General features: G+C 71.9%; 25 protein-coding genes and 1 pseudogene. 7 read left to right on the forward strand and 19 right to left on the reverse strand.

Annotated elements, in window-relative coordinates; all coding sequences use genetic code 11:
* Positions 1-7 precede the first annotated feature (7 nt).
* From AC5Y6X_RS07055 to AC5Y6X_RS07080, 6 genes are read left to right on the forward strand one after another with little or no spacing between them, the layout of a single operon-like run.
* Positions 8-1510, forward strand: a complete 1503-nt coding sequence (locus tag AC5Y6X_RS07055) for a cobyric acid synthase (RefSeq protein WP_499985511.1) — start codon at positions 8-10, stop codon at positions 1508-1510.
* Positions 1511-1563: 53 nt separating this feature from the next.
* Complete coding sequence (locus tag AC5Y6X_RS07060) at positions 1564-2118, forward strand: alpha/beta hydrolase (RefSeq protein WP_499985512.1); 555 nt, start codon at positions 1564-1566, stop codon at positions 2116-2118.
* Positions 2119-2135: 17 nt separating this feature from the next.
* Complete coding sequence (locus tag AC5Y6X_RS07065; RefSeq protein WP_499985514.1) at positions 2136-3488, forward strand: glutamine synthetase family protein; 1353 nt, start codon at positions 2136-2138, stop codon at positions 3486-3488.
* Positions 3475-4200 carry a gamma-glutamyl-gamma-aminobutyrate hydrolase family protein gene (locus AC5Y6X_RS07070; RefSeq protein ID WP_499985515.1) on the forward strand — a complete coding sequence of 242 codons (726 nt, stop codon included), beginning with the start codon at positions 3475-3477 and terminating at the stop codon, positions 4198-4200. The genes AC5Y6X_RS07065 and AC5Y6X_RS07070 overlap by 14 nt, the downstream gene beginning before the upstream one ends.
* Entirely contained in the window at positions 4197-5567 is a 1371-nt protein-coding gene (locus AC5Y6X_RS07075; protein WP_499985516.1) for an aldehyde dehydrogenase family protein, read from the forward strand. Before AC5Y6X_RS07070 ends, AC5Y6X_RS07075 begins: the two co-directional genes overlap by 4 nt.
* A complete protein-coding gene (locus AC5Y6X_RS07080; RefSeq protein ID WP_499985518.1) occupies positions 5564-6340 on the forward strand; it encodes a 3-oxoacyl-ACP reductase in 777 nt (258 codons plus the stop codon). The genes AC5Y6X_RS07075 and AC5Y6X_RS07080 overlap by 4 nt, the downstream gene beginning before the upstream one ends.
* Here AC5Y6X_RS07080 and AC5Y6X_RS07085 read toward each other — a convergent pair.
* The 5 genes and pseudogenes from AC5Y6X_RS07085 to AC5Y6X_RS07105 form a co-directional block, all read right to left on the reverse strand.
* Positions 6327-6677: a PPE family protein, SVP subgroup gene (locus tag AC5Y6X_RS07085; protein WP_499986464.1), complete on the reverse strand. Its 351-nt coding sequence runs from the start codon at positions 6675-6677 to the stop codon at positions 6327-6329. The genes AC5Y6X_RS07080 and AC5Y6X_RS07085 overlap by 14 nt on opposite strands.
* Positions 6678-6791: 114 nt before the next feature.
* Positions 6792-7232, reverse strand: a pseudogene (locus AC5Y6X_RS07090) (PPE family protein); the annotation flags it as partial.
* 252 nt (positions 7233-7484) lie between these two features.
* A complete protein-coding gene (locus AC5Y6X_RS07095) occupies positions 7485-8414 on the reverse strand; it encodes a PPE family protein (RefSeq protein ID WP_499985520.1) in 930 nt (309 codons plus the stop codon).
* Positions 8415-8538: 124 nt separating this feature from the next.
* Entirely contained in the window at positions 8539-8976 is a 438-nt protein-coding gene (locus AC5Y6X_RS07100; protein WP_499985522.1) for a hypothetical protein, read from the reverse strand.
* A 50-nt stretch (positions 8977-9026) separates the two neighbouring features.
* Positions 9027-10145 carry an alkaline phosphatase family protein gene (locus tag AC5Y6X_RS07105; protein WP_499985523.1) on the reverse strand — a complete coding sequence of 373 codons (1119 nt, stop codon included), beginning with the start codon at positions 10143-10145 and terminating at the stop codon, positions 9027-9029.
* A 53-nt stretch (positions 10146-10198) separates the two neighbouring features.
* Between AC5Y6X_RS07105 and AC5Y6X_RS07110 the strand changes: the two genes are divergently transcribed.
* Positions 10199-11680, forward strand: coding sequence for an HNH endonuclease signature motif containing protein (locus AC5Y6X_RS07110; RefSeq protein WP_499985524.1), 1482 nt, complete (start codon positions 10199-10201; stop codon positions 11678-11680).
* A 4-nt stretch (positions 11681-11684) separates the two neighbouring features.
* Here AC5Y6X_RS07110 and AC5Y6X_RS07115 read toward each other — a convergent pair whose 3' ends face one another.
* The 14 genes from AC5Y6X_RS07115 to AC5Y6X_RS07180 are packed head-to-tail and all read right to left on the reverse strand — an operon-like array spanning position 11685 to position 23165.
* On the reverse strand, positions 11685-12431 hold the full coding sequence (locus AC5Y6X_RS07115) for a DUF6390 family protein (protein WP_499985526.1): 747 nt from the start codon (positions 12429-12431) through the stop codon (positions 11685-11687).
* Positions 12428-13558, reverse strand: coding sequence for a hydrogenase formation protein HypD (gene hypD / locus AC5Y6X_RS07120; RefSeq protein ID WP_324681557.1), 1131 nt, complete (start codon positions 13556-13558; stop codon positions 12428-12430). Before hypD ends, AC5Y6X_RS07115 begins: the two co-directional genes overlap by 4 nt.
* A gap of 10 nt (positions 13559-13568) precedes the next feature.
* Positions 13569-13841: a HypC/HybG/HupF family hydrogenase formation chaperone gene (locus tag AC5Y6X_RS07125; protein ID WP_324681559.1), complete on the reverse strand. Its 273-nt coding sequence runs from the start codon at positions 13839-13841 to the stop codon at positions 13569-13571.
* A gap of 11 nt (positions 13842-13852) precedes the next feature.
* A complete protein-coding gene (hypE, locus tag AC5Y6X_RS07130) occupies positions 13853-14965 on the reverse strand; it encodes a hydrogenase expression/formation protein HypE (protein WP_499985529.1) in 1113 nt (370 codons plus the stop codon).
* Entirely contained in the window at positions 14962-15639 is a 678-nt protein-coding gene (locus tag AC5Y6X_RS07135) for a D-sedoheptulose-7-phosphate isomerase (protein WP_499985531.1), read from the reverse strand. Before AC5Y6X_RS07135 ends, hypE begins: the two co-directional genes overlap by 4 nt.
* Before the next feature lie 24 nt (positions 15640-15663).
* Complete coding sequence (locus tag AC5Y6X_RS07140; protein WP_499985533.1) at positions 15664-16416, reverse strand: HypC/HybG/HupF family hydrogenase formation chaperone; 753 nt, start codon at positions 16414-16416, stop codon at positions 15664-15666.
* Complete coding sequence (gene hypF, locus AC5Y6X_RS07145) at positions 16413-18761, reverse strand: carbamoyltransferase HypF (protein ID WP_499985534.1); 2349 nt, start codon at positions 18759-18761, stop codon at positions 16413-16415. Before hypF ends, AC5Y6X_RS07140 begins: the two co-directional genes overlap by 4 nt.
* Before the next feature lies 1 nt (position 18762).
* The gene (locus tag AC5Y6X_RS07150) at positions 18763-18999 is read right to left on the reverse strand and encodes a HypC/HybG/HupF family hydrogenase formation chaperone (protein ID WP_499985536.1); all 237 of its coding nucleotides are present in this window, start codon (positions 18997-18999) and stop codon (positions 18763-18765) included.
* A 5-nt stretch (positions 19000-19004) separates the two neighbouring features.
* Positions 19005-19499 carry a hydrogenase maturation protease gene (locus AC5Y6X_RS07155; RefSeq protein WP_499985538.1) on the reverse strand — a complete coding sequence of 165 codons (495 nt, stop codon included), beginning with the start codon at positions 19497-19499 and terminating at the stop codon, positions 19005-19007.
* 13 nt (positions 19500-19512) lie between these two features.
* Entirely contained in the window at positions 19513-19632 is a 120-nt protein-coding gene (locus AC5Y6X_RS07160) for a DUF6893 family small protein (protein ID WP_420715985.1), read from the reverse strand.
* On the reverse strand, positions 19620-20984 hold the full coding sequence (locus AC5Y6X_RS07165; RefSeq protein WP_499985540.1) for a hypothetical protein: 1365 nt from the start codon (positions 20982-20984) through the stop codon (positions 19620-19622). Before AC5Y6X_RS07165 ends, AC5Y6X_RS07160 begins: the two co-directional genes overlap by 13 nt.
* On the reverse strand, positions 20981-21622 hold the full coding sequence (locus AC5Y6X_RS07170; protein WP_499985542.1) for a DUF6084 family protein: 642 nt from the start codon (positions 21620-21622) through the stop codon (positions 20981-20983). The genes AC5Y6X_RS07165 and AC5Y6X_RS07170 overlap by 4 nt, the downstream gene beginning before the upstream one ends.
* Positions 21619-22254, reverse strand: coding sequence for a DUF5947 family protein (locus AC5Y6X_RS07175; RefSeq protein ID WP_499985544.1), 636 nt, complete (start codon positions 22252-22254; stop codon positions 21619-21621). The genes AC5Y6X_RS07170 and AC5Y6X_RS07175 overlap by 4 nt, the downstream gene beginning before the upstream one ends.
* Entirely contained in the window at positions 22251-23165 is a 915-nt protein-coding gene (locus tag AC5Y6X_RS07180) for a NifU family protein (RefSeq protein WP_499985545.1), read from the reverse strand. Before AC5Y6X_RS07180 ends, AC5Y6X_RS07175 begins: the two co-directional genes overlap by 4 nt.

Genomic DNA, 23165 nt, shown 5'->3' on the forward strand with positions numbered 1-23165 from the left:
TGAACCGTTGAGCGGGGCGCTGCTCGTCGCGGGCACCAGCTCCGACGCCGGGAAGTCGGTGGTGGTCGCGGGCCTGTGCCGGCTGCTGGCGAGACGCGGCGTGAAGGTCGCTCCGTTCAAGGCGCAGAACATGTCCAACAACTCGGTGGTCACCGCCGAGGGCGGCGAGATCGGCCGGGCGCAGGCGTTGCAGGCGCGGGCGGCGGGGCTCGAGCCCAGCGTGCGGTTCAACCCGATCCTGCTCAAGCCGGGCGGCGACCGCACCTCCCAGCTGGTCATCAAGGGGCGCGTGGCCGACTCGGTGAGCGCGGCCGGGTACATGCGGCATCGCGACCGGCTCGCCGGCGTCGTCGCCGACGAATTATCATGCCTGCGCGACGAATTCGACGCGGTGATCTGTGAGGGAGCCGGTTCCCCGGCCGAAATCAACCTGCGGGCAACGGATTTGGCCAACATGGGTCTGGCCAGGGCCGCGGGCCTGCCGGTGATCCTGGTCGGCGACATCGACCGCGGCGGGCTGCTGGCGCACCTGTTCGGGACGGTCGCCGTGCTCGAGCCCGACGATCAGGCGCTGATCGCGGGCTTCATCGTGAACAAGTTCCGCGGCGACCCCGGGCTGCTGGAACCCGGGCTGCGGCAACTGACCGACCTCACCGGCCGTCCCAGCTACGGGGTGCTGCCCCACACCGACGAGCTGTGGCTGGACGCCGAGGACTCGCTGTCGGTGGTGGCGCACCGCGTCGTCGGCACTCCGGCGCCGCCGCGCGGCGACCAGTGGCTGCGGGTGGCCGCGGTCCGGCTGCCCCGGATCTCCAACTCCACCGACGTCGAGGCGCTGGCCTGCGAGCCGGGCGTGCTGGTGCGCTGGATCGCCGACCCCGCCGACCTGGCCGACACCGACCTGATCGTGCTGCCCGGCAGCAAGGCCACCGTCGCCGACCTGGCCTGGCTGCGCGATCGCGGCCTGGCCACCGCGATCGTCGGGCACGCCCGCGCCGGCAAACCGGTCTTGGGCATTTGCGGCGGAATGCAGATGCTGTGCAAGCGCATCGAGGACACGGTCGAATCCGGGGCCGGGGAGGTTGCCGGGCTGGGGCTGCTGGACGCCGACATCGCGTTCGAGGAGGCCAAGACCCTGCGCCGCTGGCGGCGGCCGCTCGCAGGGTACGAGATCCATCACGGGCGGCTCGTCCGGTGCGACGAGACGGCCTGGTTCGGCGTCGACGGGCAGGCACACGGCGTCGCGCGCGGCGCGGTGTTCGGCACGCACTGGCACGGCCTGCTGGACAACGACGGCTTCCGGCGCGCCTGGCTCACCCGCGCCGCCGACGCGGCGGGCCGCGGCGGATTCCTGGTCGCCGACGACACCGACGTCGGGGCGCGACGCGACGCCCAGCTGGACCTGATCGCCGAGCTGCTCGCGTCCCACCTCGACGTCGACGCGGTCCTCGGCCTGCTCGACGGCCCCCCGCCGCCGCGACCGCGCATCGCGACCGCGCTGCGGCCGTAGCGCACGCCTCGCGCGGACCGGCCGGTTGGCGGTAGCGTGCGGGGGTGCCCTCGATGATGACCACACTCGACGGGTTCCCCGTTCCAGTTGGCGTAGCCGGTCCGGAGAAGGGCGTCGTCGTCGTCATACTCGGCGACGCGCAGCGGACGCCGGCCGCCTATGACGCCGTGTGCGAGCGCCTGCACACCGCCTCGCTGCGCACCGTCGTCATCGGCCTCGATCCGCGGTTGACGCCCAAGTCGGTGATCGGCATCCTCGACGCGCTGGGCATCGGGTGGGCCGTGGTGGTCGGCGACCGCGCCGGCGCCGACCTCGCCTGGGAACTGGCGGCCACCAAGCTGGGCCGGTTCACCGGCCTGGTGGTCATCGACCGCGGGCATCCGGCGGTGGCCGACCCGAGCGGGGTGGTTCGCGACGAGCACTGCCCGCCGGTGGAGATCGGCACCACCGTGCTGGTCAGCTCCCCGGGCGGGCGGACGGTGGCCCGCAACAGCCAGCGGTTCGTCTACGCCGAATACCGCACCGTGGACCTCCTCGGGCGGCGCAACGCGCAGGAGTCGACCGCGCAGCTGGCCGCCGAGATCGTGTTGCGCGCCAGCACCTGGTAGCCGGTCCGGATTCGGTGATGTTGTCCTTGGCCGCGCTGGACCAGCTGGTCGGGGTCGACGAGGTGGACACCGTCATCGTGGCGTTCACCGACATGCAGGGCCGGCTGGTCGGCAAGCGGATCTCGGCCCGGCTCTTCGTCGACGAGGTGGCCGCCCACGGCGCCGAATGCTGCAGCTACCTGCTCGCCGTCGACGTCGAGATGAACACCGTGCCCGGTTACGCGATGTCGAGCTGGGACACCGGCTACGGCGACATGGTGATGAGGCCGGACCTGGCCACGCTGCGGCTGGTTCCCTGGCTGCCCGGCACGGCGCTGGTGATCGCCGACCTGTGCCGGGCCGACGGCAGCGCGGTGGCCGCCTCGCCGCGCGCCGTGCTGCGCCGGCAGCTGGACCGGCTGGCCGAGCGTGGCCTGGCCGCCGACGTCGCGACCGAGCTGGAGTTCATCGTGTTCGACCAGTCGTATCGGCAGGCCTGGGCCGGCGGCTACCGGGGGCTGACCCCGGCCAGCGATTACAACATCGACTACGCCATCTCGGCGTCGTCGCGGATGGAGCCGCTGCTGCGCGACATCCGGTTGGGCATGCAGGGGGCGGGCCTGCGGTTCGAGGCCGTCAAGGGCGAATGCAACAGGGGACAGCAGGAGATCGGCTTCCGCTACGACGACGCGCTGGTGAGCTGCGACAACCACGCCGTCTACAAGAACGGCGCCAAGGAGATCGCCGACCAGCATTCCAAGAGCCTGACGTTCATGGCGAAATACGATGAGCGCGAAGGCAATAGCTGCCACATCCACCTGTCGCTGCGCGGCTTGGATGGCTCCGCGGCGTTCGCCGACGACGCCGGCGCGCACGGCATGTCGTCGACGTTTCGCGGCTTCCTCGCCGGCCAGCTGGCCACGCTGCGCGAGCTCACCCTGTTCTTCGCGCCGAACATCAACTCCTACAAGCGATTTGCCGACGGTAGCTTCGCGCCCACGGCGCTGGCCTGGGGGCTGGACAACCGAACCTGCGCGCTGCGGGTCGTCGGCCGCGGCCGCCACATCCGGGTCGAGTGCCGGGTCGCGGGCGGCGACGTCAACCAGTACCTCGCGGTGGCGGCGCTGATCGCGGGTGGGCTGTACGGTGTCGAGCGGGGCCTGCAACCACCCGAGCCGAGCACCGGCAACGCCTACGCGGAGACGGGCCTGCCGCGGCTGCCCGCCACGCTGGGGGAGGCCGCCGCGTTGTTCGAGGCATCGGCGTTCGCCCGCGACGCTTTCGGCGACGAGGTGGTCGCGCATTACCTGAACAACGCCCGCGTGGAGCTGGCGGCCTTCAACGCGGCGGTCACCGACTGGGAGAGGGTACGGGGGTTTGAGCGGCTCTAGCGCGCCGGTGATCGGCCTGACGACTTATCTGGAGCAGGTACGGACCGGGATCTGGGACGTCCGCGCGGGCTACCTGCCCGCGGACTACTCCGACGGCGTCATCGAGGCCGGCGGTGTCGCGGTGCTGTTGCCGCCGCAGCCGACCGACGCCGTCGGGGCGGCGCTGGACAGCCTGGACGGTTTGGTGATCACCGGCGGCTACGACCTCGACCCCGCCGCCTACGGCCAGCCGCCGCACCCGAGCACCGACGAGCCCCGCACCGCACGCGACGCGTGGGAGCTCGCGCTGCTGCGCGGTGCGCTGGACCGGGGGCTGCCGGTGCTGGGCATCTGCCGCGGCGCGCAGGTGCTCAACGTCGCGTTCGGCGGGACCCTGCACCAGCACCTGCCCGACGTGCTCGGCCATTCCGGGCACCGGGCCGGCGACGCCGTGTTCACCACGCTGCCGGTGCGCACGGTGCCGGGCACACGGCTGGCCGCGCTGCTGGGCGAGTCCGCCGCCGCGTCGTGCTATCACCATCAGGCCATCGACAAGGTCGGCGACGGCCTGGTGGTCAGCGCGTGGGACGCCGACGGCGTGGTCGAGGGGCTGGAGCTGCCCGGGGATTCCTTCGTGCTCGCGGTGCAGTGGCACCCCGAACAGACCCTGCACGACCTGCGCCTGTTCCGGGCGGTGGTGGACGCCGCGCGGTCGTACGCGGACGGCCGATGAGCGCGGCGCGACTGATCAATCCCGCCACCGAGGAGGTGCTGCGCTCGGTCGACCTGGCCGACGCCGCCGCGGTCGACGACGCGGTGGGCCGCGCGCGGGCGGCCCAGCGGCGCTGGGCGCGGCTGGCCCCGGCGGAGCGGGCGGCCGGGCTGCGCGCGTTCGCCGCCGCCGTCGACGCCCACGCCGGCGAGCTGGCCGCCCTCGAGGTCGCCAACGCGGGTCACCCCGTCGCGTCGGCCGAGGCCGAGGCCGCCCACGTCCGCGACGTGTTGACGTTCTACGCCGCCGCCCCGGAACGGTTGTCCGGCAAGCAGATTCCCGTGGCCGGCGGGCTCGACGTCACGTTCAACGAACCGCTGGGCGTGGTCGCGGTGATCACGCCGTGGAACTTCCCGATGATGATCGCGTCGTGGGGCATCGCGCCGGCGCTGGCGGCGGGCAACGCCGTGCTGGTCAAGCCGGCGGAGCTGACGCCGCTGAGCACGATCCGGCTGGGTGAGCTGGCCGTCGAGGCCGGGTTGGACGCGGACCTGCTGCAGGTGCTCCCGGGCAGGGGCGCGGTGGTCGGCGAGCGATTCCTCACCCATCCCGGCATCCGCAAGATCGTGTTCACCGGGTCCACCGTCGTCGGCAAGAAGGTGATGGCCGCGGCCGCCGCCCACGTCAAGCGGGTGACGCTGGAGCTCGGCGGCAAGAGCGCGAACATCGTCTTCGCCGACTGCGACCTGGAGCGCGCCGCGGCGACCGCGCCGGCCGGGGTGTTCGACAACGCCGGCCAGGACTGCTGCGCCCGCAGCCGAATTCTGGTGCAGCGCAGCGTCTACGAGAGGTTCATGGAGCTGCTCGAGCCCGCGGTGCGCGCCGTGGTGGTCGGGGACCCGGCGTCCCGCGATACCGAGATGGGCCCGCTGGTGTCGGCGGCGCACCGCGACAAGGTGGCCTCGTATGTGCCCGACGACGCGCCCGTCGCGTTCCGCGGCAGCGCGCCCGCCGGTCGCGGATTCTGGTTTCCGCCAACGGTTCTCACGCCACCGCGCACCGACCGTACCGTCACCGACGAGATCTTCGGCCCGGTCGTCACCGTGCAGGCCTTCGACGACGAGCACGACGCCATCACGCTGGCCAACGACACCGCCTACGGCCTGTCGGGATCGATCTGGACCGACGACCTGTCCCGCGCGCTGCGGGTGTCCCGGGCGGTCGAATCGGGCAACCTGTCGGTGAACTCGCACTCCTCGGTGCGCTACAACACCCCGTTCGGCGGCTTCAAGCAGTCCGGGCTGGGGCGTGAGCTCGGCCCGGACGCGCCGCTGCATTTCACCGAGACCAAGAACGTGTTCATCGCGATCAGGGAGGAGGGCTCGTGATGGACCTGACCCGACGGCTGGCGGGCCGGGTGGCGGTGGTCACCGGCGGTGGCGGCGGCATCGGCCTGGCCGCGGCGCGGCGGATGCGCGCCGAGGGCGCCACGATCGTCGTCGGCGACATCGACCCCGACGCCGGCGCCGCGGCCGCCGACGAGGTCTCGGGTTTGTTTGTGGCCGTTGATGTTTCCGACGAAGACGCGGTCAACGCACTGTTCGACACCGCGGCACAGGCCTACGGCTCGGTCGACATCGCGTTCAACAACGCCGGCATCTCACCGCCGGACGACGACCTGATCGAGAACACCGAGCTGCCGGCGTGGCAGCGGGTGCAGGACGTCAACCTCAAATCGGTGTACCTGTGCTGCCGGGCGGCGCTGCGGCACATGGTGCCCGCGGGCCGGGGCTCGATCATCAACACCGCGTCGTTCGTCGCGGTGCTGGGCTCGGCGACGTCGCAGATCTCCTACACCGCGTCCAAGGGCGGGGTGCTGGCCATGTCACGGGAGCTGGGGGTGCAGTTCGCCCGCCAGGGCATCCGGGTCAACGCGCTGTGCCCGGGGCCGGTCAAGACCCCGCTGCTGGCCGAGCTTTTCGCCAAGGATCCCGAGCGTGCAGCGCGGCGGCTGGTGCACGTGCCGCTCGGGCGTTTCGCCGAGCCCGACGAAATCGCCGCCGCCGTGGCGTTTTTGGCCAGCGACGACGCGTCGTTCATCACCGCGTCGACGTTCCTGGTCGACGGCGGCATCAGCTCGGCCTACGTCACGCCTCTCTAGGGGCGGTTCCCCTGACCAACCGCGTCGGCTCGCACGCCCCGCTGCCGGCCGCGGCGGTCGCCCAGGCGGCCGGCACGGACAGCGCCCCGATCGACCGGCCGCGACCGAAGCCCCGGGTCGCCGGCGCGCCGCGGCCCGGGATCAGGGCGCGCAGCGCCGCCGCGCGATCCAACGCCGCCGCCTTGTTGAGCGAATTCAGCCGGCCGATCGCGACGTCCGCCGGCGCCGACAGCGAGCTGAGTCTCGACAGGTCCGCCCTCGCCGCCGACAGGGAAACGTCCAGGCACCTCAGCGGCGACACCGAAAGCGCCTGCAGCGCTTCGGGAATCGCCGACATCACCCGGTTGCCGGCCGAGATGACGTCCGGGGCGCAGGCCAATGCCCAGCCACGTGACGCCGGCCTCGCCGGGCCGGCGGAACCCGGCGGCGAGCCGAACCGGGTCAGCGCGGTGGCGCCGGCCGCGGCGCGGGCGTAGGCGTGCATGGCCTCGGCGTCCCGGGCCCACATCCGCTCGTAGTCGGCCTCGGTGTCCGCGATCGCCGGGCCGGCCTGGGCCAGGCAGTTGGTCGAGGCGAGCGAGCGCAGCCGCGTCCGGTTGGCCTCGATCGCCGGCGGGGGCACCGTCGCGGCGAACGCCGCATCGTATGCGCTCGCGGCGGCCCTGGCCCGGGCGGCGGCCTGTCGGGCCTGCGCGCTCGTTGCTTTCAGCCACGCGACGTGGTCGGCCGCGGCCGGGGCGATCGGCCTGACGGCCATGCAGTCAGTCGCCGCATCGCGCAGCCGGGCGGCCAGCCCGTCCCACGTCGCGGCGGCCTCGACCATCGATCGTGCGCCGGGGCCCGAGTACATGCGCCCGGAATTGGTTTCCGGCGGTAGGGTCGCGAAATTCATTGGTACCTCTCCCTGAAGGACATAGACGCACGGGTTACGGACGCGCGTGCCGCGGAGAGGTCAGCGACGAGCGACGCAGAACCGGGCCAGGGTATCTCGGCCGGCCAGGCCGGCCGACCGCCGTCGTCGCGTGCTACCAGCGCCCCGAAATGCCACAGGGGCGGACCCTACAACAGGACCCTTGGGCGGCAACCGGAAAAAGCTGTGAAAACGATCAAAGTCCGGCGGGCGTATCGCCGCAGGTCAGCACGGCTACGGCGCGTCGTGCCCGGCCTGACCGCTGGCCCAGCGGCCGATGGCCGCGGCCGCGCTGTGATAGTCGGTGCTGAACGCGCTCGCCCGCGGCGCCGGCGCCCAGGTCCGCGGAACCGACAGCCGGCCGATCGGCTTCCCGCGCCCGATGGCCGCGCTGACCGCGGTGCCGCGAGCGGCCGACTTCGCCGCGCCCGTTATGGCGACGGCCAGGGGCACGCTCGCGCCCCTGGCGAACCCCAACCTCAGCGAGCTGAGCCTCGCCAACGCCGGCGACATCGCCAGCAGGGCCCTGTCGAACCCCGTCGGCGACGCGCAGGACAGCTGTTTCAGGGCGTGCGGCACCCTCGAAAGCAGTTGGGCACCAGCCGATATGACCTCCGCGTCGGCCGTCGGTTCGTCACCGGTTGGCGCGGCGGGCGGTGGCGGCTCGAATTGCGGCATCGCCGAGGCGGCCGCCGCGGCGTCGGCATAGGCATACATGGCGGCGGCGTCGGCGACCCACATCTTCTCGTAGTCGGCCTCGGCCGCCGCGATCGCCGGGTTGGCCTGGCCCAAGAAATTGGTCTCGGCCAGCGCGCGGCGCAGCGCGCGGTTGTCCGCGATCACCTGCGGTGGCACGGTCGCGGCGAACGCGGACTCGTACGCTTCGGCGGCGGCCCTGGCCTGCGCCGCCGTGCGCTGAGCCTGCGCGGCGGTGGCGTCGAGCCACCGCAGGTACGGCGCGGCGGATTCGCCGTAAGCCGTGGCCGCCGAGCCCCGCCAGCCGTCCGCCAGCCCCGAGGTCATCGCGCGGCCGTTCGTCGCCATCTCGGACAGCGAGTCGGCCAGCCTGTCCCAGGCCGCGGCCGCGGCCAGCAACGACCCCGGGCCGGGGCCGAAATACATTCGTTTCGAGTTGATTTCCGGCGGTAGCGTTCCGAAATCCATTGCTATTTCTCCGCGCCGGCGGGGGTGTGCAAAGTATGCGGAGTCGGGTCACTGAAAGACACGGGTTGCTCCTTGGGGGAGGAAGGCGAAAATGGGCCGCGCACAACAAGCAGGCGCGTGCCGATCAGCAGCGGGCGACGCAGAGTTGAGTCAAAAGGCCTTGGCCCGCAACGGTAGTCACCGGGGCGCGGGTGCTCGGGTGGCCCCACTGCTGCCACCGGGCGCCGCCTGCCACCGCCGGAGTCGACCAGAGCGATCGTGGCACGGTCAGCGGAAAGGTCGGTGGCCGATCGCGTTTCAGCCCGGCGCTCTTGAACGCCTTGTCATCGTTCAGCGTGGACCCGAAGTCGGAGTGACACGCGAGCGCCGAGCCGTCCTTGTGATGCACCGGGCCGGCGTCGAAAACCGACACGGAAACGCACGGCGGTGCCGATGCGTCCGCCGAGATCTGCAGGGCCGAGCATCCGAGCGCGGCGGCGAACAGGGACAGCGCAGCAGCGATGACGATCGCCGGCCGCTGCCGCGACCACCGCGAAGGCTTGCCCGCAACCCGGAAACTCACAGTGTCCCGACCTTATCAGCAGCCCCGGCGGCGGCCGGTGAGCCGCTGAGTCAAGATTCGAACACGATCAGGGGTATCGCCGTTTCGGCGTCGGTTGCGGCGCCGTGGAATCCGATGAGCCGAGCGGTCTCGGCGGGCTCGTGCCCGGTTGCCAGCACCGCCGCGTCGCCGGTGCAGACGACGACGACATCGCCGATCCGCGGCAGGTTCGCCGGGTCGACGGGACCGAACAGGCCGGTGGCCACGGCCTGCTCGCGGCTGTAGACCCGGGCCCGGTCGCCGAGCACCTCGCTCCAGGCGGCCCGCACGTCCGCGGCCGCACCGGGCTCGGTGTGCAGGTAGCGCACCCGCGGGTCGCCGGCCACCAGCCGGACCCCGCCGCCCAGCCGCGGGTCGGTGTCGAGGTCGACGCGCGCTTCGGGCGGGACGTTGAGGCCGCCGTGGTCGGCGGTCACCAGCAGCGCCGCGTTCGGGGGCAGCGCCTCGACCAGGCGGGTCAGCAGCGCGTCGACACCAGCCGCCGCCTCGTGCCAGCGCGGCGACCCGATGCCGAACACGTGGGCGGCGGTGTCCAGGTCGCCGGCGTAGCCGTAGACCAGGCCGGGTGCCGCCGCCAGCTCGTCGCCCAGGAGCCGCGCATAGTCGTCGGACGGGTGCGACGGGAGGAGCCGGGCGCCGCGATACGCGGCGTCGGTCAGCCCACTGCCCAGGAACGGCGCGGGCAACACCGCGCGGGCATCGACGCCGGCGCGGTGCAGCCGCTCGAACCAGGTCGGCAGCGGCTGCCATTCGGAGTGGGGCGGGTCGTCGCGCCACTTGATGTGGTGCAGCACCCGATCGGTGCCGGGAACATTGAGCGTGAAGCCCAGGATGCCGTGCTCGCCCGGCCGGGCGCCGGTGCCCAGCGAAACCAGGCTGCTCGGCGTGGTCGACGGGAAGGTGCACGCGAGCCGGCTCAGCCGCCCGGCGTCACCGGCGACAACCGAGGCGAGCAGCGGCGCGTCGCCGGCCAGCTCCGGCAGCAGGTACCAGCCCAGGCCGTCGACCAGCAGGACCGCGACCCGGTCGACGGTGCCGGCCGACTCGGTGAGACCCAAGACGTCGACCGCGCCCGGCACCCCGAGCAGGGCGGCCGCGGCGGGCAGCACGTCGCAGATCGAGCCGGGCATGACCGCCAGTTTGGCACGAACTTTTGTCGGTAGATCCTGCTACTCTCGAACACATGTTCGATACTCGGCTTCACGAGCACTGGGATCCGCCGCGGACCGAGCGGTCGCGTGCGCTGGTGGACCGGATGTGCGCGTCGTGGCGTTGCGAGGCGCGCTCGGCCGCGGATCGGTTGGATGCCATTGGCGAGTTGTTCGAGCTGCGCCGCGCCCAGCGCGGCGAGGCGGCCGATTGGGCGGTGGATACCTGGGCGGCGGTGGGCGCCGAGGTGGCCGCGGCGTTTCGGGTCAGCCTGGCCATGGCGGGCAGCTACCTGCGTTACGCGCTGGCCATGCGCGCGCGCCTCCCGAGGGTGGCCGAGCGGTTCCGGGCGGGCGAGATTGACTATCGGATGTTTCAGACGTTGGTGTATCGCACCGATTTGATCACCGATGAGGCGGTGCTCGCGGCGGTCGATGCCACCCTGGCGGCCAGTGTGGCGCGTTGGCCGTCGATGACGCAGGGTCGGCTGGCCGCCCAGGTGGATCGGGTCGTGGCCCGCGCCGATGTCGATGCGGTGCGCCGGCGCCGAGAGGTCCAGCGTGATCGCGGGGTCTGGGTTGGTGATCGGGTCCACAGCGGGCTCGCCGAGATCAGCGGCACCCTGTTCGCCCCGGACGCGCACGCGTTGGATCAGCGGTTGGATGCGTTGGCGGCCACGGTGTGTGAGCATGATCGGCGTACCCGCGCCCAGCGCCGCGCCGATGCGCTGGGCGCGCTGGCCGCCGGCGCCGACCGGCTGGGCTGTCGGTGTGGGCGCGCTGATTGTGCGGCCGGGGCGCGGCCGGCGGCCGGCGCGGTGGCGATTCATGTGATCGCCGAGCAGGCCACCCTCGACGGGACCGGCACGGCCCCGGGCTCCGAACTCAACGCCGACGGGCTGATTCCCCCCGAACTCGTGGCCGAGTTGGCCAAGTCGGCCAAGCTGGTGCCGCTGGTCCATCCCGGCGACGCGCCCCCGGAACCGGGTTATGTGCCGTCGACCGCGTTGGCTGATTTTGTGCGGTGTCGGGATTTGACGTGTCGCTGGCCCGGTTGTGATGCCCCGGCCGCCGGGTGCGATCTCGACCACACCATCCCCTACAGCCAGGGCGGGGCCACGCATGCGTCAAACCTGAAGTGCTACTGCAGAACCCACCATTTGATCAAGACCTTCCTGGGCTGGGCCGAACGGCAACTGCCCGACGGCACGCTGATCCTGACCGCACCGACCGGGCACACCTATGTCACCACCCCGGGCAGCGCGCTGCTGTTCCCCAGTTTGTGCCGCGCGGTCGGCGGGTTCGCCGCCGCCGAGGCCGACCCGGCGCCCGATTACTGCGCCGAGCGCACCGCGATGATGCCCAAACGACGCCGCACCCGCGCCCAAGACCGCGCCTACCGCATCGCCACCGAACGCAACCACAACCGCCGAACCCGTCAAGCCCGCCGGGCCGCCGTCGTCGCCGCCCAAGGCATCCAACACCCGCCATCGGACCCCGACCCGCCGCCCTTCTGACCGGCTAAACGTGCGCGAGCCGTTGGCTCGTCGCCCGCAGCTGGCGCTCGGTGCTGTCGGCCAGCGCGCGAACCTGCTCGGGCCGCAACCGGCCGCACAGCCGGCCCCAGTGCACCGCGACCTGCTCGCCGACGGCCACGTCGGGCACCGCACTGTACCCGTCGGCCCACACGTCGAGCGGGCGCACCGAGGGCTCCGCCAGCGCCAGCGTCCGGCCGTCCCAGGCGAGCCGCCTGCAGCTGATCTCGACACGATCGCCGGCGCGGGAAACGACTGTGCCCCAAGTGATCCGGCAATTGTCCAGCACGCCCAGCGGATGCTCATCCAGACCCCGACCCAGAAACCGCGTCCACGGATAGATCCCGAACACGTGGAAGCAGTGGTTGGCTGCCGCCTCGTGCGCCAGGGCGGCGGTGAGGTGCGACCAGTAGCGGCCGGCCTGCGGGCCGATGATGGCCAGCAGCGCGTCGAAGAACTCGTGCGGGTCGATGCCGGCTCCGAGACCGCCGCCGAGCCAATACGATTCGACGAGCCGACGATCCAGCGGGTCGGCGATGCCGGTCAGCACGGACAGCACTCGCAAATAGGGCCAGGCGCCGGAGAACTTCGCCGCCGCGGCGCGCACCTCGGCGACCGAGCCGTCGCGCAACGTCAGGCCGAGCGGGGGACCGCAATACCCCAGCGCATTGGGGGCGTAGGCGTAGCGGGCGAACATCTCGACGCCCTGTTGTAAGCCCCGGGTGTCGGTCAAGTGCGGGTCACCACTTTGACGGCATCGCGGTGCATGCGGCCGAAGTTGTAGTAGGCCGCGCACGCCCCCTCGGGGGACACCATGCACGTCCCGATCGGGGTCTCGGGGGTGCACGCGGTGCCGAAAACCTTGCATTCCCAAGGCTTGAGCACGCCCTTGAGCACCTCGCCGCACTGGCACGCCTTGGGGTCGGCGACCCGCACGCCGGGCATCGCGAAGCGCAGCTCGGCGTCGAACTCCGCGAAGTCGTCGTGCAGCCGCAGCGCGCTCTGCGAGATGAAACCCAGCCCGCGCCACTCGAAGTGCGGGCGCAGCGCGAACACCTTGCCCATCAGCGCCAGCGCCGCCGGGTTGCCGCGCTCGGGCACCACCCGCTTGTACTGGTTCTCCACCTCGCAGCGGCCCTCGCGGATCTGGCGCAGCAGCATCGCGACCGCGGCCAGGATGTCCAGCGGCTCGAAACCGGCCACCACCAAAGGCTTTCCGTACACCTCGGGCACGAACCGGTACGGCCGGTTGCCGACCACGGTCGACACGTGCCCGGGGCCGATGAACCCGGACAGCCGCAGATCCGGGGACTCCAGGATCGCCTTGATGGGCGGCACGATCGTGACGTGGTTGCAGAACACGCTGAAATTGGGCAGGCCCAGGTCCCGGGCGCGCACCAGCGTGACCGCGGTCGAGGGCGCGGTGGTCTCGAATCCGATGGCGAAGAACACCACCTGCTTGTCCGGGTTGTCGACCGCCAACTTCAGCGCGTCCAGCGGGGAATAGACGAATCGCACGTCGGCGCCGCGCGCCTTGGCGTCCAGCAGGCTGCCGGCCGAGCCGGGCACCCGCATCATGTCGCCGAAGCAGGTGAAGATCACCCCGGGCCGGCCGGCCAGCCACATCGCGTCGTCGATGCGGCCCATGGGAATCACGCAGACCGGGCAGCCGGGACCGTGCACCAGCTCGACGTTGTCGGGCAGCAGGTGTTCGATGCCGTGCCGGTAGATGGTGTGGGTGTGCCCGCCGCACACCTCCATGAACTTGAAGTGGTCGGGGCCCATGCCCGCCAGGTGATCGATGGCGGCCAGCAGCTTGCGGGCGGCGGCCGGATCGCGGAACTCGTCAACGAATTTCATCACCGCTCCTTTAGCCGATGGCCGACGAGTCGAAGGCTTGCATCTCGGTGGTGTAGGCCTCGCCGAGCTGCTTGATCGCGGCCAGGGTGAGCAACGCCTCGGTCTCGTCGATCTTGGCCATCGCGAAGCCGACGTGGATCAGCACCCAGTCGTCGGGTTCGGGCATGTCGTCCTCGAGCAGCCGCACGCTGATCGTGCGCTGCACGCCGCTGACGTCCACCCTCGCCAAATAGTTTGCCGGATCGGTGATTTCGACGATCCGGCCCGGAATCCCGAGACACATCCGCTTACCTCCTAGCAGATCCGTGGCAACGGGTCCCCGACGAGCATGTCGACGATCCGCGAGCCGCCGAAGCCGGTGCGCAGCACCACGCTCTGCGCCGGTTCGGTGACGATTTCCCCGACCTCGGCCGCCTGCTCGCCCAGCGGATGCGACCGCAACGCGGCCAGCCCGGCCTCGGCCTCCTCGGGGGCGACGACGGCGACGAACTTGCCCTCGTTGGCGACGTAGAGCGGATCGATGCCGAGCAGCTCGCAGGCGCCATTCACCATGGGCTGCACCGGCAATCGCTCCTCTTCGAGCAGCACCCCCAGGCCGCAGGCCTGGGCCAGCTCGTTGCAGACGGTGCCCACCCCGCCCCGGGTCGCGTCGCGCAGCCAGCGGGTGCCCGGCGCGGCCGCCATGAGCAGCTCGACCAGCGGGCTCAGGCACGCGGTGTCGGAGCGGATGTCGGCCTCGATGGCCAGGTCGCCGCGGGCGAGCATGACCGCCATGCCGTGATCGCCCATCGACCCCGACAGCAACACCTTGTCGCCGGCCCGCACCGACGCGGGCGACAGCGCGCGCCCCGCGGGAACGACGCCGGCCCCCGCGGTGGTGACGAACAGCCCGTCGGCGGCGCCCCTGGGCACCACCTTGGTGTCGCCGGTGACGACGTGCACGCGGGCCCTGGCGGCCGCGGCGGCCATGTCGGCGACGATCTCCTTCAGCTCGGCGATCGCAAAGCCCTCTTCGAGGACGAACGCCGCCGAGATCCACGCCGGCACCGCACCGGCCATCGCCAGGTCGTTGCAGGTGCCGTTGATGGCGAGTTCGCCGACGGACCCGCCGGGAAAACGCCTGGGCTGCACCACGAACGAGTCGGTGGACATCGCGAGTCGCTCACCGCTGGGCAGCGTCAGGACCGCGCCGTCACCGAGCGACTCCAGCGCCGGGTTGCGAAAGGCCTCCATGAACACCGCGTCGAGGATCGCGGCCGAGGCCTTTCCGCCCGCGCCGTGCGCCAGTGTCACGTGGTCGTCGAGCAGGCGGGGACGACGCTTGCGAAACGACTCGATCCGCTCGATCACCTCGCCCTCGGCGAACCGTGGTCCCGACGAAAGGTATTCGCCCGCCGGCCTGTTCATGCGGCCCCCAGGCCTTCATCGCCGCACCGGTCGTGGACCGCCGCCCAGAGCCGATAGCCCAGCAACGCTTGTGATTCCTGGATGCGGTGCACGCTCTGCGAACGAACGACGAAGCAGGCATCCACATTTGGGTTGTTCACGAACGCGCCGCCGTCGTAGCCGGCGAAGCCGACGGTGTACAGGCCGCGCTGGCGCGCCTCGGCCAGCGCGCTGAGCAGGTTGGGCGAATTGCCGCTGGTCGACATCGCGATGGCGATGTCGCCGGCCCTCGCGCGGGCGATCAGCTGGCGCGTGAACACCAGCTCGAAGCCGACGTCGTTGCCCAGGGCGGTCAGGATCGCCTGATCGGCCGTCAACGACCACGCCGGCAGGGGCGTGCCGATCGGCGGCCGGGCGAACAGTCGCGCCAGGGTGGTGGAATCGGTGCAGCTGCCGCCGTTTCCGAAGGCGAACATCCGCCCACCCGCGGCGAAGCGGCGGGCCATCTCGGTGGCGGCGGTTACCAGCAGGTCCGCGTTGGCTTCCAGCGTCGAGCGCCGCAGCGCCAAACTCTCGGCCGCCTTTGCCTGCGCCGATGCGGCCAGGTCGGCCAGCAGCGACGCGGGCCCCTCTCCTTTCCGGTCCTCCTCCGCGTCGATGAACGGGTAGAGGAAGTTGGTGGGTTCGTCAGTCAAAGGTCTTGCTCCTCATCCACTTGCTCATTTGCGCCGCTCCTCAACCCCGGCCATGCCGGCGTCTTCGTCGCCGACGCGGCTGATCGCCGTACCGGCGTGCACCAGCACCAGCTCGCCGGCGGCGACGGGGTCGATCAGCGTCGTCACCACGTTCTCGACGCCCCGCGCGGTGCGCACCTGCGCTTGTCCGCTTGACGCGCTGACCACCTCGCCCAGCCGCCCCTCGTCGCCGCACGTGACGCACGCGTCGTCGTCACGTTCGGGCTTGAGCAGCCCGGAGTGTTCGAAGCACACGTGGGTCAGCTCCCACAGCAGGTGATAGAACAGCACGAAGCCGCCGGTGGCCGGCACCCGCGGGTCGGGGTCGTCGAGCCACAGGACATGGTCGGCCGCACCGGCTTTCGGTCGTTCGCCGCTGCCGATCCAGATCGTGGTGGCGCCCCACGCCGGGCCGCGACGCATCACCGAGCGCACCTGCGCGTCGTCCGCATCGGCAACCGCGACCACGATGTCGCCGGGCCGCACCGACACCCGCACCACGTCGACCAGGTCGGGCCCGGTCAGCGCCACCGCGGGCAGCGCCCGCTTCCCCATGATCACCGGGTGGACGAACTCGACCGCGATGTGCAGCGCGTGCGGTTCCCACGACGGCGCGATCGACCACATGGTCGCTCCCGCGGCGAACCGCTTGGCGAGCGTGAACGCGGTGGCCGCCAGGTCCTCGGCCAGCCCGGCGTCCAGCCCGCGATCCAGACCGGTGGATTCGGACACCGTCATGCGTCAGCCTCCTCGAGCGCTGTCAGCATCGATATCGCGGCCTGGCCCAGGGCCAGCCCGCCGTCGTTGGGCGGGACGGTGTGATGCGTCAGCACCTCGAATCCCGCCCGCCGCAACCCTTCACGGCACGCGCGCAGCAGCAGCACGTTCTGGAACACCCCGCCGGTGAGCCCGACGAGCCGCACGCCGCCGGCCACCTGGGCGACCACCCTGACGACGGCGTCGGCGACCGAGTGGTGGAATGCGGCCGCCAGCACCGCGGGTGGGGTGCGGGCGCGCAGACCCGAAACCAGGGCTCGCACCATGGTGGCCGGGTCGATCACGCCGTCGGCCCGCACCGTCAGCGGCAGCGACGGCGACGCCGCGTCGAAGGCCGTCTGGGCCAGCGCCTCGAGTTCGATGGCGGCCTGCCCCTCGTAGTCGATCCGGTGCCGCACCCTGAGCAGCGAGGCGACCGCATCGAACAGCCGGCCCATGCTCGAGCACGGCACGCATCCGGTGCCGCTCTCCAATTGCGAACGGACCAGGCGCAATTCGGCGGGTGTCGCGGCAGTGACCGGCGCCAGGTCCGGGGCCCATTCGATGTCGGCGTTCCACAACTGGGACAGCGCCATCCGCCACGGATTGCGCACCGCGGCGTCCCCGCCGGGCAGCGGCACCGCCCGCAGGTGCCCGGCCCGCGCCAAGCGGTGGCTGTCGGCGCCGAGCGTGAGAATCTCGCCGCCCCAAATCGTTTCGTCGCTGCCGTAGCCGGTGCCGTCGAATGCGACCCCGACGATCGGCTCGCCGAGCCGCCCGTGCTCGGCCAGCAGCGACACCACGTGCGCGTGATGGTGCTGGACCAGGTCCAGCGGCCGGTCGCCGGCGTGGCGCTCCGCCCAGGCCCGGGTGTGATAGCCCGGATGCAGATCGGCGGCCAGTCGCGTTGGCTCGCCGCGGATCTCGCCGAGCTGGCCCACCGCGCGCTCGAACGCGCGCAGCGTCTCCCACGTGGCCATGTCGCCGATGTGCCCGGACAGGTAGGCGCGCGGGCCGTCGGTGAGGCAGAAGGTGTTCTTCAGCTCGCCGCCCACCGCCAGCACCGCCGGGCCCCCGCTATTGAGCCCGCGGCCGATGTCGACCGGCAGCGGCGCATAGCCGCGGGACCGGCGGATCGGCAGCTCGGAGCCGTCCACGACACGCACCACCGAGTCGTCACACGGGACGTGGATGGGCCGGTCGTGGTCGAGGACGGCGTCGCAGAGCGCCGGAAGCCGTTGCGCCGCATCGTCGTCGGTGAAGCAGATGGGTTCGTCGGACCGGTTGGCGCTGGTCAGCACCAGGCAGTCGGGCACCCGCCCGGGGCCGCCGGGCACCGGCGCCAGCAGCAGGTGATGGATGGGGGAGTAGGGCAGCATCAGCCCGAGCAGCGGGCTGCCGGGCGCGACGGCGTCGGCGACCGGCGCGCCAGGGCGGCGCCGCAGCAGCACGATCGGGCGGGCGGGACCCGACAGCACCGCGGCCTCGGCGTCGTCGACGCGGGCGAAGCGGCGCGCGACGTCCAGGTCGCGGACCAGCATGGCGAACGGCTTGGCGCCCCGGGCCTTTCGCGCCCGCAGCGCGCCGACGGCGGCCTCGTCGTGCGCGGCGCAGGCCAGGTGGTAGCCGCCGATGCCCTTGACGGCGACCACCGCGCCCGCCGCCAGCGCCCGCTGGGTGGCCGCCAGCGCGGCGTCCGAGCCGTCCACCCGTGCGGCCGGCGAGGCGAACCACAGGGACGGCCCGCAATCGGGGCACGCGATCGGCTGGGCGTGGAATCGGCGATTGGCCGGGTCGTGGTATTCGGCGGCGCACCGCCCGCACATGGCGAACGCCGACATCGTGGTGGCCGGGCGGTCGTACGGCAGCTCGCGGATGATGGTGAAGCGCGGCCCGCAGTTGGTGCAGGTGACGAAGGGATGACGGTAGCGCCGGTCGCGCGGGTCGAACAGTTCGGCGACGCAGTCGTCGCACACCGCGATGTCGGGCGGGATCGGCGTTGTGGCGCCGGTGACCGTTCGGCTGGCCACGATCCGGAACCCGCCCGAAGCGCCGGTGGCCGCCACGTCCGTGACCGAGACGGCGGCAATCCGGGCCAGCGGCGGCGCCTCAGCGCGCAGCCGCCGGCCGAATTCGTCCAGGCGCGCGCGTTCGCCCTGCACCTCGAGAAACACTGCGCCCGAATCGTTTCCGACGAACCCGGTCAGCCCCAGCTCGGTGGCGATGCGGTGGACGAACGGGCGGAAGCCCACCCCCTGGACGACGCCGGACACGGCGTAGCGCAGCCGAACCTGGTCGGACCTGAGCAGCACCGGCGCGTCGGTCATCTCAACCGCCCCGGCCCATCAGCCGCAACCCGGCCATCGCCTCCTCGGCCCCGGCCCGGTCCGTTTTCTCGACGACGAAGCCCATGTGAATGATCACCCAGTCGCCGGGCGCGAACGTCTCCTCGGGCAGCATGCCGACATTGACCTTGCGCTGCTCCCCGGTGACGTCGACCAGCGCGAGCTGCCCCTCGTAACCGTCCAGCATTCGGATCACCCGACCGGGGATACCCAGGCACATGGCTCTCAGGCCTCCTCTGGCACCGCGGCGTGGGCGGGGGTACGCAGCGCCGCGACGATCTCCCGGACGGCGCGCGCGGCCCGGGGCACGGCGTTGGCGACGGGCTCGGTGAGGCCGATGCCCTCCTCGACGCTTCCGGCCTCGCAGCCGACCACAACGGTATACGGCGGGCTGCCGCCCAGCGCCCGCAGGCTGGCGAACACCGCGGCCGGATCCATGCCGTGGCCGTCCACCCCCGGCGCGACGTCCGTTGCGTGGTCGGCCTGGAACACGTGCAGCGTGCCCGGGCTGCCGCGGCTGGGCACCGCGTCGACGAGGACCAGCGTGTCCCACTCCTCGAGGAGGTCGTAGGCGAGGTGCATGCCGCTGATGCCGTAGTCGGTGACGCGGACACAAGGATCGTCCGGTGATATCTCCGCGCTGCGGACCACTTCCGAGCCGAATCCGTCGTCCCCCAGGAAGATGTTGCCGATGCCGGCCACCAGAATTCGCGCTGTCATACGCCCGACCTTGCTACATCCGCCTCAGCCTGAGATAACGGCGAGCATCGGGCAGCGACAGCAGCCCGAGCACCAGCCCGATCCCGACCACCAGGGCGATGATCGCGACGAATATCCACCCTAGGATCTCCATGCCGAACTCCCTTCACTTTGCTTGCCCGCCAACGGCTCGACCTCGTCGGGGGAGAAATACAGGTACCGGCCGTACCAGTCGTGCAGGTCGGCGGCCGGGTCGTCGTCGACCACGACCCCGACGTGCTTGTTGCCCTCGACGTCCTCGTGCACGGAGGCGACCCGGGCGGTCTTGCCGGCGACGAACATGTCCTGCGCGTCGCCGCCGGGCCGGGGCCGCAACCTCACCCGGCTGCCCCGCGCCACCGGGATCCCGTTCACCAGCACGGCGTCGACCTCGGGGCGAACGGCGTTGTCGGCCAGCGGGTCCCACCAGTCGACACCCTCGGGAATCTCGGGGATCGGCCCCGCGGAAGCCGCACGCCCATGCGGATCGCGCAGCACGCCGTGCAGGCGGGCCATCGCGTCGGGCGACATGGCGTCGCATCGGTCGATGATCCGCGCGGCGAGCGGATCGGTGGCCCGGGCCTGCGCCTTCTCCTCGTCGGTCATCGTCATCACGCGCAGGGTCAGGATCTCGTCGATCTCGGTGCAGTCGTAGAGCGCGGTGTCGCTCTGCTCGGCGACCTCGGGGTGGTCGTAGAGGATGATCGGCGACACCAGCAGGACGTCGCGGGCGCCGGGCGGGCCGGCGAGCACCGGGAAGCAGCGATGGTGGCCGCACGCGGCCGCGGCGTCGGCCGCGCCGGGCGGCGGCTCGAGCAGCGAGACGAACTGACCGCCTACGGCTTCGGCGATGATGTGGGTCCCGATCATCGACCGCGCGATCGCGTCGTCCTTGTCGGTTGCGGCGGATCCGACGTTGCGCAAACGCACCGAGACCCGGCGCAGGGTGCCGCACGCTTCGCTGGAGATGGTCAGCACGCCCCGCACCTCCCGCCGCTCGCGGACCAGGCGACCGCCCTCGACGGGCTCGATGTCGGTTGCCGCGTCCGCCGCCACTGGCAGCGTGCACGGCTGACCGTCGAGTGTGATAGGGCCGAAGGACCTTTCGCACTCGACGGCTTCGTCCCACGTCAGCCAGGATCCGGACCGGGTGGTCAGCTCGTCGACGGGCTCGAATCCTTGACAGTCGGGGCGCGCGCGCTCGGCCCGGCGGCGCTGCAGCTGCAGGAACCGCACCACCAGCGTGATCGCCCGGGCCCCGTCGACCAGGAACTGCGCCGCCAGGGTGTCGTCTTCGCCCAGGCCGCTGCCGGCCGCGCCGGGCGGGCCCAAAACACCGAACTGCCAACGCGATTGGTTCTTGCTCGAGGTTCCGCGATACGGGTAGAGCAGGTAGCCCTCGTACAGCACCGCGTCGGCGACGGCGCGGGCGCGGTCCCAGCTCTTGGAAGAAGTCTTCGAGCTCATCGCGCCGCCTCCCGCTCGGCGTCCAGCAGCGAGGTGACCGCGTGGTCCAGGTCGAGCAGCCCTTGCGCCGACTTGTAGGCGGCCAGCGCGGCGACGGTTTCGTGACTCAGCCGCACCCAGCCGGCGTTCGGGAAGTGTTGCGCGATCAGATTCCGCCAGACCGCGACCGGCATGTCATAGCGGGACTCGCAGTCCCACGGCACCTGCTGCACCGAGAACCCGCGCCCGGAGTTGACGAAAATGGTTCCGCTGAACAGGAATTGGAGGGGAATCGCGCCGTCGCGCAGCGCGTGCAGGTACTTGGCGGCGGCGACCTCGAAGTCGTAGGTGCAGTCCAGCGGGAGCGTCACGGTCGTGTTTCCGGCGAAACCCGGCACCATCGCGGTGCAGTGCTGCCACAGGAAGGTGCGCTGGGTGTGCGCCCACCGTTCCCGGGGACCGAACAGGTCGAGCAGGCCGGGCGCCTCGGCGTCGGAGTAGGACCGCCGCAGCGGCTCGATCCGGACCTGGCAGCGCAGCGCGACGGCGTGGATGGGGTTGTCGGTGCCGGCGGCGATGGCGACGCGGGCGGTCAGCACCGGTGCGACTGTGTACGGTTCGGGCGCGACGTCTGTGACTGCGAAGCTCACGCCCGTCATCGCGGCATCTCCCGGGCGCGTTCCGCGATCTGCGCGAAGAAGTCGTCGATGAACCGCCGGGCCTCACCGCCGCCGTCGAACCCCCGCCACAGCGTGCGCAGGCGCCCGACGAACTCGTAGCACGCGTCGATCGGGACGAGATAGGTTTGCGGCGGCGCGTTTTCGTCGTCCGGCACGCGGACCAGCAGCGCCTCGACGTCGTCGGCCGGTGGGCCCGAATCGGCGGCGCCGAGGGCGTTCCAGGCGTCTTGCAGGGCTGCCGAGTCCAGCTCGGACTCGGTCGCCCCGGCCGGGCCGGGGTAGAAGGCCACCGTGCGCCCGAGCGCGGAGTTGGTGAAGAAGAAGGCGACGCCGACCGGGATCTGCAGCGCCTCCCACGCGCGGCGGTCCAGCGCGAAGTCGAGCGCCAGGTAGCGGTCGGGCACCGCCCGGTAGCGCAGCTCGGCCTGGGTGTCGGTGAACAGCAGATAGCAGGCGCGGCACACGCACATCAGCTGGCGCTCCGCCACATTCACCACGTGCTGATGCTCGTCGGCGATCGACTCGGAGCACATCTCGCAGCGTTCGCCGGCCGGCTCGGGGACCCGAGGGTTGCTCCTGATGCGCGTCAGCACGTCGTACGGGGTCGTCACGCGCCGGCCCCCATCGGCTCGGCCCCCATCGGTTCGGCCAGTGCCACCGACGGCACCCCGTCGCGCAGCAGCAGGGGCAGCGGCTCGAGGTGGGTTCCGTTCGGGCCGGCGCCCGCGTGCACGACGTCGAACTGCATGTCGCAGCGCGGGCAGCCCAGCAGCGTCTCGCGCAGTTGCGCACCCGCCAGCGAGTCGTCACACACCGGGCAGAGGTCGCGGTAGGCCAGTGGCAGGTCGCCGATCCTGCACACCAGCAGCGCGGTGCCCGAGATGCGGAACCCCGCAACCTCGCCGGGCTCCAAGTCCGCCAGTTCGGGCACCGGATGCCACGTCGAGCCATTCGAACGCACATGTGCCAGAAGCGATTCGGCGGGGATGACGGCCGGCTCGGCCGCGGCTCCGGCGGGTTCGGCGCTGACCGCCTCGATCGAGGTGATCTCCGGGGCCGCCGCCCGGATCGCGTCCTGCACGGCGAGCTCCAGCGTCACCGCCGAGGACGCACAACTCCGGCAGCTGCCCGTGAACGCCAGCCGCACCGTGCCGTCGGCGACGTCGAGCAGGTCGACGTCGCCGCCGTGGGAACCCAGGTAGGGGCGCACCCGGTCCAGCGCGTCGGACACCCGCCGGCGCACGTCGTGCGGGTGCAGGCCGTGCACCAGCAGCAGGCTGGCCATCAGGTCGTCGGCGGCCAGCCGCTCCAGCAGTCCGGCGTCCCCGGCCAGCCGCACGATCCGCTCCAGCCCGGCCCCGTAAAGCCCGACCACCTCGCGGACCAGTTCCTGGGCGCGTTCATAGGCGCCCGGCCCGCTCGCCGCGCAGGAATCCAGCAGCGTCTGGATCCGATCGCCCGCCGTGCGCCACTGCGCGTCTGGTTCCGACGTTCCCGCGGATTGGTCCGGGCGATCCTGCAT

Source organism: Mycobacterium sp. NGS26, assembly GCF_059813025.1.